This is a genomic window from Pseudomonadota bacterium, from assembly GCA_026388275.1.
GTDB lineage: Bacteria > Desulfobacterota > Syntrophorhabdia > Syntrophorhabdales > Syntrophorhabdaceae > JAPLKB01.
The window spans coordinates 1-13,704 of the sequence record JAPLKB010000037.1; the positions used below are offsets into that span (position 1 = coordinate 1).

12 protein-coding genes are annotated in these 13,704 nt (G+C 42.1%); 7 read left to right on the forward strand and 5 right to left on the reverse strand.

All coding sequences use genetic code 11. From position 1 onward, the window contains the following. Positions 1-422 precede the first annotated feature (422 nt). Positions 423-545, forward strand: a complete 123-nt coding sequence (locus NT010_09940) for a hypothetical protein (protein ID MCX5806369.1) — start codon at positions 423-425, stop codon at positions 543-545. A 10-nt stretch (positions 546-555) separates the two neighbouring features. Here NT010_09940 and NT010_09945 read toward each other — a convergent pair whose 3' ends face one another. After that, positions 556-1,140, reverse strand: a complete 585-nt coding sequence (locus NT010_09945; GenBank protein ID MCX5806370.1) for a lectin-like protein — start codon at positions 1,138-1,140, stop codon at positions 556-558. A 447-nt stretch (positions 1,141-1,587) separates the two neighbouring features. Here NT010_09945 and NT010_09950 point away from each other — a divergent pair, with 447 nt between their 5' ends. Beyond that, a complete protein-coding gene (locus NT010_09950; protein ID MCX5806371.1) occupies positions 1,588-2,112 on the forward strand; it encodes a hypothetical protein in 525 nt (174 codons plus the stop codon). A 36-nt stretch (positions 2,113-2,148) separates the two neighbouring features. On the opposite strand, the gene NT010_09955 is transcribed toward NT010_09950, so the two are convergent. Continuing rightward, entirely contained in the window at positions 2,149-3,126 is a 978-nt protein-coding gene (locus tag NT010_09955) for a lysylphosphatidylglycerol synthase transmembrane domain-containing protein (GenBank protein MCX5806372.1), read from the reverse strand. Continuing rightward, positions 3,123-4,007 (reverse strand): DMT family transporter, encoded by an 885-nt coding sequence (locus NT010_09960; protein MCX5806373.1) that lies wholly within the window; start codon positions 4,005-4,007, stop codon positions 3,123-3,125. The genes NT010_09955 and NT010_09960 overlap by 4 nt, the downstream gene beginning before the upstream one ends. Before the next feature lie 136 nt (positions 4,008-4,143). On the opposite strand from NT010_09960, the gene NT010_09965 reads away from it, so the two are divergent. From NT010_09965 to feoB, 5 genes are all read left to right on the forward strand, one after another. Further along, positions 4,144-5,364 carry an FprA family A-type flavoprotein gene (locus NT010_09965; GenBank protein ID MCX5806374.1) on the forward strand — a complete coding sequence of 407 codons (1,221 nt, stop codon included), beginning with the start codon at positions 4,144-4,146 and terminating at the stop codon, positions 5,362-5,364. 74 nt (positions 5,365-5,438) lie between these two features. Then, on the forward strand, positions 5,439-5,933 hold the full coding sequence (locus tag NT010_09970; GenBank protein ID MCX5806375.1) for a rubrerythrin family protein: 495 nt from the start codon (positions 5,439-5,441) through the stop codon (positions 5,931-5,933). An 82-nt stretch (positions 5,934-6,015) separates the two neighbouring features. After that, the gene (locus tag NT010_09975; GenBank protein ID MCX5806376.1) at positions 6,016-6,600 is read left to right on the forward strand and encodes a flavodoxin family protein; all 585 of its coding nucleotides are present in this window, start codon (positions 6,016-6,018) and stop codon (positions 6,598-6,600) included. Positions 6,601-6,607: 7 nt separating this feature from the next. Further along, a complete protein-coding gene (locus tag NT010_09980; protein ID MCX5806377.1) occupies positions 6,608-7,678 on the forward strand; it encodes a branched-chain amino acid aminotransferase in 1,071 nt (356 codons plus the stop codon). Positions 7,679-7,725: 47 nt separating this feature from the next. Beyond that, positions 7,726-9,972, forward strand: coding sequence for a ferrous iron transport protein B (gene feoB, locus NT010_09985; GenBank protein MCX5806378.1), 2,247 nt, complete (start codon positions 7,726-7,728; stop codon positions 9,970-9,972). A gap of 1 nt (position 9,973) precedes the next feature. Here the strand turns inward: feoB and amrS are convergent, their stop codons facing one another. Both amrS and lon read right to left on the reverse strand, forming a co-directional pair. After that, positions 9,974-10,987 (reverse strand): AmmeMemoRadiSam system radical SAM enzyme, encoded by a 1,014-nt coding sequence (gene amrS / locus NT010_09990; protein MCX5806379.1) that lies wholly within the window; start codon positions 10,985-10,987, stop codon positions 9,974-9,976. A gap of 374 nt (positions 10,988-11,361) precedes the next feature. Further along, positions 11,362-13,698 carry an endopeptidase La gene (lon, locus tag NT010_09995; GenBank protein MCX5806380.1) on the reverse strand — a complete coding sequence of 779 codons (2,337 nt, stop codon included), beginning with the start codon at positions 13,696-13,698 and terminating at the stop codon, positions 11,362-11,364. Positions 13,699-13,704 lie beyond the last annotated feature (6 nt).

The window sequence follows — 13,704 nt, forward strand, 5'->3', positions numbered from 1 at the left end:
GGGTGAGTTTCTTCATTTTTATTTCTATTTTCTACCTCTCCCTAATTTTGTCTTTTAGAGGCATATGTATGTTCATTCTGTGAATCAGTTTTCCATTCACTATTCACTATTCACTGCTTTTTATGATTTAACTTAAGATGTCCCGACCAAAGATGTGTTTACAAAGATGTGCTTTAATTTATAAACATGTATTCTAATAGATACACTAATTCAAATAATATTTTCAAGAATATTTTTACAAAAAAATTTAAAATATTCACAAACTTTTATCCGGCCTTTCTACGTGAACTCTGTGATCTCTGTGAGAGACAAATGTTTTTTAGTTTTTCCTCTCGCCCACTTTCTTATGATTGTTTGTGATCTTCCACAAGACAGTGGACACACTGAAAGGCCTAGGTATTACAATAAACCAGGAGGTGTGTATGGCAGAGGGAAAAAGAAAGTTCGACAAATTTAAAGTTGAGACTGTTCGTCTAAAAGTAGAAGGGGAGAAAATCAGACGAATAAAAAAGGCAGGGCCATTTAGACCCTGCCTCGATAGCTGATCGTTTATGATTACTTTGTGAATCTTCTCCTTATTGCTGCAAGACCGGCAAGACCAGGGGCAAAAAGAAGAAATGCAGAAGGAAGGGGAACGGCAGTGCTTTCGTATTCCACCACATAACCAGCAGTAGCCACTGTGCCGGTTAAGTCGTTCCACGCTTTCCCATCCGAATGGATTCCATGATCAAAGATGATACGGTCTTCAGTCGCCCCCGAATCATTCGGTTCTCCTAATTCCCAGTTGCTATAGCTGAATGCTTCACCTGTTACCCAGGACCATCCTCCGTCAGGCTCAGTCGAACCAGGGGGTTGAAACCCGCCGGTCCAGTGGGAATGAAGCAGATTCGAATTCCCATCGCCGAGATTCGCATCGTTGGTAAGGAATAGATTTTCTTCAGCTGATGTAATGGTTACGAGATGCCCCTGCAATCCAAGGTAAGACTTGCCATTCGCATCAGTATTAGCATCAGCCCACGTAAAGCTTCCATCGACTCTCTCGTAATAATGTCCATTGTCTAACCATTGCACTTGGGCAGCCACTGCTACACCCACGGGGAGCAGCAACGCTAAAAGCAACAAAACAATAAATTTTTTCATACCATCTCCTTATGAATGAGTTTCTTTCAATATTCTCGCTGGTATCACCTGGCGGCTCGGCTGTCTTTGTGATTCAAGCCCCGTGGCTTTCCGCCCCACCATCGCGGATGAGTTTACTTTATCATAATTATATAACAAAATATAACAACTGTATTTATTTGTCTGTAGGATATGTAATACAATTTAAGTAGGTTAATTACTACAATTACTGTAATATAATAGCAACAAGGATACGTTACGTTCTTTAGATTTTTACATCTGACGATTCTCGAAGTTCATGAATATGCTTGCTTTCAAATGTAATTCTTGGCTGTCTTGTTCATACAGGCCATTCAGCTGTAGGCGCAAGAAATAAAGCTGCCCTATTGACAAAAAAACAAGCACGAACCTGAATAACCCAACTTATTGCCTTGCAAAACGTTCATTAATAAGCGATACTACATCAACATGGCGAAACCATATACAAAAAATAGATACGAAGGTAAATCCGGAGCATTTAATCCATCGAAAAGACCGCCAAGAGGTCTGTCTGAGAAGTCAGATCGAAGCAGCGACGGTTTCCGGGGTCGTAAAGAAAAGTCATCCGAGCATTTTATTCCAGCAGGAAGGACAGCAAGAGACCTGCCCGAGAAGGCATATCGAAGCAGCGGCGATTTTCAGGGACGCAGGGAAGAAAAACCTTTTCGCCCCTTTGATCGGCCAAAACGGGAGCCGGGATTTGCACCCGACGATAAGAGACCAGCGGCCCCGGAACAGCAAAAAGCAGTCTCAGCAGCTGCCTTGAAAAGAGGGTTCCAGAGGGCAAAAGATGAGATAACATCCATGTGTGACGAAATATCTGCTCTTATGAGCAGCCGATATAGTATTGGTAAGGTTGAATTAACAGTAAGTTTCAACTCAGCAGGAGAATTTATTGGTTTTGGCGCCGGCGGCGCAGCATCAATAAAAATTACGATTATCCCTTCAAAATAAACAGCTTAGGTTTGAACTTTCGTAAAAAGGCCTCAATTATATGTTCTTTGTATCTAATTCCTTCATATCTTTAATTCTCAGGTGCTCTTTCAACAGAAATATAAATCCCAATATATTATAAGGAATATACCAGGATGCATGGAAGAGGATTGAAACTGCAAACCCTTCATGCTTCGGGATATTAAATATGGAGAGGATGTATACGAGCAGAAACTGGTAGACGCCGACATAACCCGGAGAAGAGGGTATGGTAAGCCCCATGTTGAGCAATGCGCAAATAAATGGTACATATATGAACTTTACGGAAACATTGAGCGTTAATATGGCAAAGTATAAGGCAGTGCTCATGCCAAACCACTGTAAAAAGGATATTGCCACGTAAAAGATCATGTTCAGGGGTGAATTAATCCGCCTGATGTTTTCGCTGACTTCAATAAGCCTGTGGGCAAATTTCAATAGAATGGGTTTTTTTATCTTGTCGAGCATTTTTATAACAGTGCCGGTAAATTTCTCCCTGCTCATTATAATAAATGTCACTGTGCATGCTATCAGCAGTATAACGAGTATGAACAGGCTTTGAGAAACCTTCGGAGGCAGGCTCTGCTTCGGGAAAAATATCAATACGATCAGCAAAAGGCCTGCAAGATCGAAAAATCTGTCTATCAGTACGGTAGACAGGCCAAAAGTAAAGGAAACGCCGGTTTTTTTAGATAAAACGTAGCCTCTTACTATTTCACCGATTCTTGCCGGCAGGACATTGTTTACAAAGAGTCCGATAATAAGAGCGACAAAGGTATCCCTGAACCTTACATTATTGCCGGATATTTTTGACCACTTGAATGCGCTGAGTGATGCTGAAAAAAAAATAATTAAAGTCGGGATAAATATTAACTTCAGGTCAGCCTTTTTTAAAGTCTCAATTATTTCATGAAATTGAATATCTTTTAAAGAAAGATAAAGCAAAAGGATGCTTATAATGAAACCTGCTATGGTTAAAATCTTATTTTTTTTCATTTTTTTGTGTAATTATTGCAGAAAATACCGATGCTGACGCATACAAGCCCCAGGATCAAGCCTGTTGTTAATTTTTCTTTCAAAATAATCGCACCGAAAAGAACGCCGAAAACAGGTGCGAGAAATGTAAAAACGGAAAGTTTGGCCACAGGATATGTGTGAATCAGCATAAACCAGACAAGATAAGATGCGAAGGCGACTATGACGGACTGATATGCAACGGATGCCAATACATAAACATTCACATTAAAAATCCATTTGTCCTCAATAAAGTATGCGCATGCAAACATTATCGGGATTGAAAATATAAACTGGTAGAGAAACGTATTTATAGGATGAACTTTTCCGGCAAGATATTTCTTTATATACAGGGTTGTTGCACCCCAGAATATGGCTGCTAAAATCTCAAGAGTGTCGCCCAGCAGCATTAATTTATTTGAAGTATGCGGTTTATCCTTGAAAACGAGATAAACACCGATAAAGGCAAGAATCAGACCGACAATCTTTAATAAATTGAGTCTTTCTTTTAAGAAAAAGTGTGCTCCAAGGGCAACAATAAATGGAGAAAGGTATACAAACACGGCTGCCCTTGCTGCGTCGGTGTAGAGCATCCCGAGATAAAGACAAACAAATTCAAAACCGAAAAGCAGGCCTGTAATAAAACCGTGAAACAGGAGTATGTCTCTATGAAAAAGCGGTTGCCTGACAACAATACAATAGATGATCCCCAAAAATGACGCAATTAATGAACGCAGAAAGGTTGTAAAAATGGGCGAGAGCCCTGTATTTGAAAATTTAATTGCCGCATAGTTTATCCCCCATAGTATGGCGAGGATAACAATTGCAACAAAACCTTTCGAGTCTATTTGGTCTTTTGTCATGTGTATAATTGAATTCTTTATCCGTTGAAGTTTTAAAAAATATAATGAGGCATGTCAAGGCTTATTTTATCTTGATATTCTTTGCGTATTCTTTTAATTTAATACAGATAACTTATAGTCTGTTAAAGGAGGTTTTATGAAAACCGTTGAGATTAAGCCAGATATTTATTGGGTAGGGGCAATTGACTGGGGTATAAGGGATTTCCATGGATATATAACGCAAAACGGCACAACGTATAACAATTACCTTATCAAAGATGAACAGACAACACTTATTGATACGGTAAAACATGATTATTGTTCCGTAACTATTGAAAATATAAGTAAAATAGTTGATCTGTCCCAGGTTGTTAATATAGTGGTAAACCATATAGAACCTGATCATGCAAGCAGTCTTGATATGATAATGAAGCTTATACCTGATGCAACGGTTTACATAACGGAGCGTGGAAAAAAAGGTATTGAGAGGTATTTTGATACGTCGAAGTGGAGATTTAAAATTGTAAAAAGCGGTGATGTTCTTAATACAGGAAAATACACTCTGTTATTTCTGGAAACGCCCATGCTTCACTGGCCTGATTCCATGGTTACCTATGTTAAAGAGGCAAAGCTCCTTATATCGCAGGATGCCTTCGGGCAGCATATAGCAACTGCGTCCAGATTTGATGATGAATTTGTTGAGTGCAATTCCCAATTTGAACTTGATGATGCAATAGCCGATTATTATTCCAATATCCTCATGCCCTTCGGGCAGTTAATAAAGACAAAAATAGGCGATATACTGAAACTCAATCTTGATATTGATATGATTGCGCCTGACCATGGCATAATATGGAGGAAAGACCCTGGAAAGATTATTCAGAAATATCTTGACATGGCCGACGGTAAAGCAGATTTAAGGGTGGCTGTTATATATGATACCATGTGGCACAGCACAGAGCATATGATGGCCCCGATAGTTGACGGCATTAAAGATGAAGGAGTTGACTGCAAGGTAATAAAGCTGAGAGAATCCCCGATGAGTGTAGCAGTAAAAGAACTCTGGAAAGCCAGAGGATGCTTAATAGGCGTTCCCACGATTAATAATGTTATGTTTCCTTCAGTGGCAGGGCTTTTGTATCATCTTGGCGGATTAAAACCGAGAAACAGGATTATGGCCGCATTCGGGAGTTATGGATGGGGCGGCGGAGCAGTAAAAGAAGCCTATGAGATGTTCAAGCGGATTGGCGTTGAGGTGATGGAGCCCGGAATTCAGATACAATACAGACCATCTTCAGAGGATGAAAAGAAGTGTTACGAATTTGGAAAGGAATTTGCCGGAAAGGTAAAGGAATACCACAAGAAGTTTGAAGAGTAAGATAATTATATGTATTACGGAAATAACAGTAAGCTGCTTGCAGTGTACAAATAAAATATATTGGAGGTATAAACATGTCTAAGACAGAAAATAATTTAAAAGATGCTTTTGCAGGAGAATCTCAGGCGAACAGGAAATACCTTGCTTTTGCAAAAAAGGCCGAAGAAGAAGGCTATAAACAGGCTGCGAGATTATTTAGAGCAGCAGCAGAAGCCGAAACAGTACATGCGCATAATCATTTGAGAGAGCTTAAAGGCATTAAAAGCACAAAAGAGAATCTTGCAGAGGCCATCAGCGGTGAAACACATGAGTTTACGGAAATGTACCCGGTCATGATTGAAGAAGCCAAATCAGAAGGCAACAATGGAGCTGTGAGAAGTTTTCATATCGCCAACGAGGTTGAAAAGATCCATGCTGCACTATATAAAAAAGCCCTTGAAACACTGGGCAGCAATGTAGAGACGGAATATTACATATGCAAGGTGTGCGGTTGTACGGTTGAGGGCGAGGCGCCTGATGTATGCCCGGTTTGCGGCGCCAAAAAGGTAGCTTTTTATAAGGTAGATTAATTTTTAAATACCTGTATGCGTGAAAATTGATAAAGCGCTATATATAAAACGTTTCATTTATTGTGCTGAAAAATAGTGAGGAATGTTGAGAATAGTGGCCTTTCACGGAAGTCCAAGGGTTGACGGCAACTCCGATATTTTACTTCAGGAGGCTTTGAAGCCGATATACAAAGAAGGCCATGAAGTGAAGCTTTTCAAACTCAATCTCATGAATATAAAGCCTTGTCAGAACTGCGGCGGCTGTGATGAGACAGGTCTTTGTGTGATACATGATGAGATGAGTGAAATTTATGATGCAGTCAGGGCAGCAGACAGGGTTATACTTTCATCCCCGATTTTCTTCTTTGCTCTTTCTGCACAGACAAAAATAATGATTGACAGATTTCAGTGTTTCTGGTGCGAAAAATATCTTCTCGGCAAACCGATTCCGGAAGGCGAGCATGGAAGAAAGGGTCTTCTGCTGCTTGTCGGAGGGATGACAAAGGACATAGGCGTTCAATGCGGGGAGGCGGCTGCCAAAGCATTCTTCAGGACAATCAGCGTTCCGAAGCATGAAACGCTGAGCTATTTGGGCATTGATTATAAGGGTGCGATCCTGCATCACCCCACAGCATTGAACGATGTCAGTCGTGCTGGGGAAAGGCTAATAAAACAGGAAGAGGAGTAATGATAAAATGAGAATTACAAAAACTTTAAAGAGCAGAAAACATGAGGTCAATTTTGATAACTTAGGATTCGGCAAACATTTTTCCGACCACATGTTCAGTTGTGATTACAAAAACGGCAAATGGGATATTCCGCAAATAGTTCCTTACGGCAGCATCAGCATTTCGCCGTCAATATGTTCCCTCCATTACGGACAGATTGTTTTTGAAGGTCTAAAGGCATTCTATGCAGGTGATAGGATCAATATATTCCGTCCTGAAAAATACCATGAACGATTCAACAGATCTTGCCTCAGGCTTTGTATACCACCCGTTGAATACGATTTGTTTATACGGGCCATAGAAGGACTTATTATACTGGACGGGCACTGGGTTCCTCAAAGCAAGGAGACTGCTTTGTATATCAGACCCTTCATTTTTGCCACTGATGATTTTCTTGGAGTAAAAGTCTCGGAAACGTACAGCTTTTTAATCATCACATCGCCGGTTGGTGCATATTACAAGGAAGGGATTAATCCGGTAAAGCTTATTACTTCCGGTGAATATACCAGAGCTGCACAGGGCGGCCTCGGGGAAGCAAAGACTCCTGCCAATTATGCTGCCAGCTTGCTGCCTGCGCAGATAGCTCAGGATAAAGGGTTCACGCAGGTGTTATGGCTTGATGGTGTTGAGAACAGGTTTATTGAAGAAGTGGGCACCATGAATATCTTTTTTCTGATCGACAACAAACTGGTAACACCTTCTCTTGAAGGAACAATTCTGTCCGGGGTTACAAGAGACTCGGTGATAACTCTTGCAAAAGAATGGGGTATTACAGTTGAAGAACGTCGTGTATCGATAGATGAATTGATTTCTTCATCAAAAGACGGTTCGTTGCAGGAGGTGTTCGGCACTGGTACTGCAGCCGTAATTTCACCGGTAGGCGAGGTTAAACATGGAGAAGAAACTATTATTGTTAATAACAGGAAGATAGGTGAGCTGTCACAAAAACTTTACGATGAGATAACAGGAATACAGTATGGAGAAAAAGAGGATAAATTTAACTGGTGTCTTTCATTCTCTGCCCCTCCAAATTTATAGACAGATTTACAGATTGTATGTGCAAACGAAAGGCCGGTAAATGAATATTGAATGATGACCTGCTGTCCATTACATCACTCGAGGAAGGCGAAGAGGGCATAGTCTATTCACTTACCGGTGGCAAGGGTCTTGTAAGCAGGTTTGCCGGAATGGGTATTGTCCCTGGTACAAGAATCAAAATCCTCAGGAACACCGGCAGTTTGATTATTGTACTTGCCTCGGATACAAGGATTGCACTCGGCAAAGGGCAGGCCGATAAAATACTGGTGGCAAAATTATATGGCCAGGATATTGATGCAGAACCGGCCAAAGGAAGGAAATCTCTTCTTGTGGCGCTTGCCGGCCAGCCTAATGTAGGAAAGTCTACTGTTTTTAATATTCTCACCGGTTTGTCGCAGCATGTAGGAAATTGGCCTGGTAAAACGGTAGAAAAGTTTGAAGGAGTCCATGAAACTGAAGATTTTGACATAAGAATCGTCGATCTTCCCGGTACTTATAGCCTCAGTGCTTTATCGGAAGAGGAGAGGGTTACCAGGGATTTTATTATACATGAACATCCGGATGTCATTGTTCTTATTGCAAATGCGTCTGCATTAGACAGGAGTCTCTATCTCCTCTCTGAGATTCTTATCCTCGGTCCGCCTGTTGTAGTTGCAGTGAATATGATTGATGTGGCAGAAGAGCAGGGTATCCGAATAGACACGGAAATACTGCAGAAGTCTCTCCGTATACCCGTTATACAAATGATTGCCAAGAAGAACCGTGGTATTAAGGAGCTCGTCTCTACAATAATCAAGCTTACAAAAGGGGAGTTAACATATAACCCGAGAATACCCGACATTTCTGAAGACCATCGGACTATCTTTCATCAAATTAATGAACTTGTAGGTGAACATGCTTCCCCGCCGCATCCTGATGTATGGATTGCAACAAAATTAATGGAAGGCGACCCTGAAGCATTAGAAGAAATGAAGGAACTTCTGCCTGCGGATACATGGAATAAGATAGAGCTTCTCCTCCTTAAGCATGAAGATGCCTTGCGTGCTGTTGTTGGAGGAAGGTATGACTGGATTGAGGAGATAACACGTGCAGCTGTTTCGAGATATAAAATAGGACAGATGCTGATAACAGACCGTATAGACCATGCCCTTACACGTCCTGTTATCGGGATACCTGTTTTGCTTTGTATACTTGCTGTAATTTTTACACTTACCTTTAAGGTCGGATATCCTCTCCAGAAATGGCTTGAATTATTCATAGGTGCTTTCGGCAGGCTTTTTGATTCATCATTGCATAATGCACCCTTCTGGATCAGGGGTTTGCTTATAGACGGTATTATAGGGGGGGCAGGATCTGTCCTCACTTTTATTCCACTTCTTGTTATATTTTTTATTTCCATGGCTTTCCTTGAAGATATCGGTTATATGGCACGCGCAGCCTTTGTTATGGACAGATTTATGCATATCATAGGGTTGCATGGGAAAAGTTTTTTGCCTATGTGTCTTGGTTTTGGGTGTAATGTTCCCTCTATTATGGGAGCGAGGATTATTGAATCAAAAAGAGCGAGAATGCTTACCATATTCCTCACCCCTTTTGTGCCGTGCACAGCAAGACTTGCGACTATGACATTCATAGCCGCCGCTGTTTTCGGTGAAAAGGCCCTTGTTGTTTCCTGGTCGCTCATTGCTCTGAATCTCCTTGCCCTTGGTTTTACCGGGATGATTATGAGCAGGTTCTTTTTAAAAGATGTTCCCATACCTTTTATTATGGAGCTTCCCCTTTACCATAAACCTGATATCAGAACAATAGCGATGGCTGTTTGGAGTAGAACCCTGTCTTTTATAAAAAAGGCAGGTACGGTGATACTTGGTTTCTCAGTTCTGATATGGATAATATCCAACTTCCCCGGCAGAAACATAGAAAACAGCATACTTGGCTTGTTAGGGCGTTTCATTGAACCTGTCGGAATTCCCCTTGGGCTTAATTGGAAGATGATTGTTGCGCTTCTTTCAAGTATAGTTGCAAAAGAAAATGCTATTGCAACCCTTGCTGTCCTGTATGGTGTGGGCGAACATGGTCTTATGGATGTTCTGCCGAATGTGATAAATCATGCTTCGTCCCTTTCTTTTCTTGTGACTCTTATGTTGTTTATACCTTGTGCTCCTACTTTTGTTGTAATGAAAAGGGAAATGGGCAGTTGGAAGTGGTTTGCCACTTCATTTGTATCTATGCTTCTTATCTCTTATTGCGGGGGGATAGCAGCTTACAGGATAGCATTGTTGCTGGGAATATAAGCTATAAACCTATACCGTCAATAACAGCGCCGCAAAACTGGCAGGCGCTGTCCTTTATATGGTAATCGGAAATGCTGAAGCCGTATCGCAGTATAACAGGTCTTCTGCAGTTGTAGCAGTATGTGTTTTCACCTTCCGATCCGGGGATATTGCCTTCATAGACATACCTGAGTCCTTCTTCAAGACCGATCTCACGAGCCCTGTGAAGGGCTTTTGGTGGGGTTCCCGGCGCATCGAGCAGTTTGTATGTCGGGTAAAAGGCGCTCACATGCCAGGGTGTTTCAGCGCCAAGCTCCTTTTTAATAAATTGCGCTATAGCCTTTAATTCCGCTTCGCTGTCATTGTGCCCTGGGATGATGAGCGTTGTAATTTCTATCCAGATACCAAGCTTTTTATATAGCTTTATCGAGTCGAGGACACGGGATAGTTTAGCACCACAAATTTTCCTGTAAAATGTTTCACTGAATCCCTTAAGGTCAATATTCGCAGCATCAAGATACGGGCGGATTGCAACAAGAGGCTCTTCCTCAATATATCCGTTTGTTACGAAGCTGTTGCAGATACCTTTTTCCTTTGCAAGCTTTGCAATATCAAAGGCGTATTCGTAGAATATTGTCGGCTCGGTATATGTGTATGATATATTCCTGCAGCCTGTCTGCAATGCAAGTTCCACAACCTGTTCCGGGGTCATTATTTGACCTGAAATGTTTTCTCCATCCTTTGGTGCCTGGGATATTTCATGGTTCTGGCAGTGAAGACATTGAAAATTACATCCTGCAGTAGCAATGGAGAATGCCTTGGAACCGGGGAAGCAGTGAAAAAGGGGTTTTTTTTCTATGGGGTCAACATGGTAAGAGCAGGGCATATTATATACGAGGGAATACAGAATACCCTGTATGTTTTCCCTGACAGCGCATATCCCGCGTTTGCCGTTGGCAATAATGCATCTGTGCCTGCACAGCCTGCATTGAACTTTCCTGCCTTCTAATTTATCATAGAATAAAGCTTCTTGCATGCAATTACCGGGGCTCACGTCGCCCCCTCCACCGGCTAAGCCGTCGGAGCCTCCCCTTCTCGCCCGCTGTGCGGGCTATTTATCACACTGACGTTTATGTTCACCAGGACACCCGCAAGCGGGTACCCGGTCGCCCCCCTCCTTTCCGTATGCACGAAGGATGTCCGCTCACTTATGTTCGCTTGGACGTCCGCTTACGCTGGGACGCAAGTAAATGCATTTACGTCCTGCGTCCGAAGGAGTATAGCGACTGAACGTCCTTCATCCCTCGGGTAAATAGGAGCCTCCCCTTCTCGCCCGCTGTGCGGGCTATTTATCACACTGACGTTTATGTTCACCGGGACACCCGCAAGCGGGTACCCGGTCGTCCCTTTTTATTCACCGAAAAATATCTTTGCTACATCATCCATATTTTTTACCGGTATGAACTTTAACTTATTTTTTATGTATCCGGGAATTTCAATAAGATCTTTCATATTTTCCTCGGGTATAATCACCGTTTCCATCCTTGACCTCAAGGCAGCAAGGGTCTTCTCTTTTAATCCGCCTATAGGTAATACCCTTCCTGTGAGGGTAATTTCGCCGGTCATGGCAGTTTTTCTGTTAAGAGGTTTATTTGTAATGGCACTAATCATTGCCACTGCCATTGTAATGCCTGCCGAAGGCCCGTCTTTAGGGATTGCGCCCTGCGGAATATGAATATGCATTTCAAGAGTGTCAAATACTTCCGGATTTATTCCAAGGATTTCTGTTTTTGATTTTATGTAAGTCAGTGCGGCCTGGGCGGATTCCTTCATTACATCGCCCATATTACCGGTGAGGATAAGAAGGTCTTTTTTACCTTTCCGGCAGGATGCTTCAATAAATAGCACATCTCCGCCGAATTCTGTCCAGGCAAGGCCACTTGCAACACCTGCAATATCCTGTCCATAATCGCTTTCCGGGATAAATTTTATCGGACCAGAGTATTTATGAAGATTTCTTGTGGTAATTATGGTTTTTTCCTTGTTTCCTTCGGCAATTTTTTTTGCCGCCTTCCTCCCGATAGACGCTATTTCCCTCTCAAGGTTTCTTAGGCCTGCTTCCCTCGTGTAATCCAGGATGATTTTTGTAATGGCATTATCGGCAAAGACAAGGTACTTTTCTTTTAAACCATTCTCTTTAAGCTGTTTGGGGACAAGGTACTTTTTTGCAATAGCCAGCTTCTCCTTCTCGGTATAGCCTGACAGCGCTATAACCTCCATCCTGTCCCTTAATGCGGAGGGAATAGTGTCAACCCTGTTTGCTGTTGTGATGAACATAACCTTAGAAAGGTCGAAGGGCAGGTTTAGGTAGTGGTCACTGAAAGCATTGTTTTGTTCAGGATCGAGAACTTCAAGAAGTGCACTGGACGGATCACCTCTGAAATCCATACCTATTTTATCAATCTCATCCATCATGAATACAGGATTGTTTGCTCCTGACTGCTTCAAGCCCTGGATGATCCTGCCTGGCATGGAACCAACGTATGTTCTTCTGTGCCCCCTTATTTCGGCTTCATCTTTCATACCGCCCAGGGAAATCCTCACAAATTTTCTGCCCATAGCACGTGCAATTGATTTGCCTAAAGATGTTTTGCCAACTCCCGGAGGTCCCACAAAACAGAGTATCGGGCCTTTTATCTCGCCTTTAAGCTTAATAACGCTCAGGAATTCAAGTATTCTTTCTTTGACTTTTTCAAGATCGTAATGATCCTCATCGAGCACTTTTTTTGCTGTCTTTATCTCGATGTTGTCCTTGGTGGACACACTCCAGGGAAGCTCCACGAGCCATTCTATATATGTCCGCAGCATTGATGATTCTACGGCATCAGGATGCATCATATCGAGCCGTTCAAGCTGCTTCTTTGTTTCCTTTTCTACATCTTTCGGCATCTTTGCTTTTTTTATCCGTTTTTGTAAGTCCTCAATCTCTTCTGTTCTTTCATCAGCTTCTCCAAGTTCATTCTTTATCGCTTTCATCTGCTCCCGAAGAAAATAATCTCTCTGGCTTTTTGTCATCTCATCTTTTGCCTGGGAGAGTATCTTTGCCTGCATGTTGAGAAGTTCTATCTCTTTGCCGAGAATTTCGGAGAGTTTTTTAAGTCGTGCAATTGGATCAATAATCTCAAGTATTTCCTGTGCCTTTTCCACCGTAAGTCCAAGATTTGCAGCAGCAATATCTGAAAGCTTCCCTGGCTCGTCTATTGTATCGAGGACCATCAGTATATCGGGAGGCACCATTCTGCCCATGGAGACAACCTTTTCCATTTCTTCCTTGACGTATCTCATGAGCGCTTCAATTTCAAGGGTAATTTCCGTGATAAGCGGTTCCTCGATGGTCTCGATACGAACAATAAAAGTAGGGGTTTCCTGTACATATTCTTTGACAATTGCCTTTTTCAGTCCCTGAATCAGTACCTTTACCCTTCCGTCAGGCAGCCTCAACATACGCATAATCTGTGAAACTACGCCCACAGAATAAATTCTTCCTGGTAATGGGTCTTCATCGGTTAAATCCTTCTGTGCAACAACGATGATAAGTCTGTCCTTGGATAGGGATTTTTCCACTGCATTTATTGACATATCCCTGCCGACAAAAAGTGGCAATATTACGGAAGGATACATGACCATATCTCTTACGGGGAGGAGGGGCAATGTGTCGGGTATCTTTAATGTTTCAGTTTCCATCATAATTAT

What these genes read in the sequence shown, in the direction of transcription:
- NT010_09940 (MCX5806369.1), top strand. Translation starts at nt 423, where the DNA reads ATGGCAGAGGGAAAAAGAAAGTTCGACAAATTTAAAGTTGAGACTGTT.
- NT010_09945 (MCX5806370.1), bottom strand. Translation starts at nt 1,140, where the DNA reads ATGAAAAAATTTATTGTTTTGTTGCTTTTAGCGTTGCTGCTCCCCGTG.
- NT010_09950 (MCX5806371.1), top strand. Translation starts at nt 1,588, where the DNA reads ATGGCGAAACCATATACAAAAAATAGATACGAAGGTAAATCCGGAGCA.
- NT010_09955 (MCX5806372.1), bottom strand. Translation starts at nt 3,126, where the DNA reads ATGAAAAAAAATAAGATTTTAACCATAGCAGGTTTCATTATAAGCATC.
- NT010_09960 (MCX5806373.1), bottom strand. Translation starts at nt 4,007, where the DNA reads ATGACAAAAGACCAAATAGACTCGAAAGGTTTTGTTGCAATTGTTATC.
- NT010_09965 (MCX5806374.1), top strand. Translation starts at nt 4,144, where the DNA reads ATGAAAACCGTTGAGATTAAGCCAGATATTTATTGGGTAGGGGCAATT.
- NT010_09970 (MCX5806375.1), top strand. Translation starts at nt 5,439, where the DNA reads ATGTCTAAGACAGAAAATAATTTAAAAGATGCTTTTGCAGGAGAATCT.
- NT010_09975 (MCX5806376.1), top strand. Translation starts at nt 6,016, where the DNA reads ATGTTGAGAATAGTGGCCTTTCACGGAAGTCCAAGGGTTGACGGCAAC.
- NT010_09980 (MCX5806377.1), top strand. Translation starts at nt 6,608, where the DNA reads ATGAGAATTACAAAAACTTTAAAGAGCAGAAAACATGAGGTCAATTTT.
- amrS (MCX5806379.1), bottom strand. Translation starts at nt 10,987, where the DNA reads ATGCAAGAAGCTTTATTCTATGATAAATTAGAAGGCAGGAAAGTTCAA.
- lon (MCX5806380.1), bottom strand. Translation starts at nt 13,698, where the DNA reads ATGATGGAAACTGAAACATTAAAGATACCCGACACATTGCCCCTCCTC.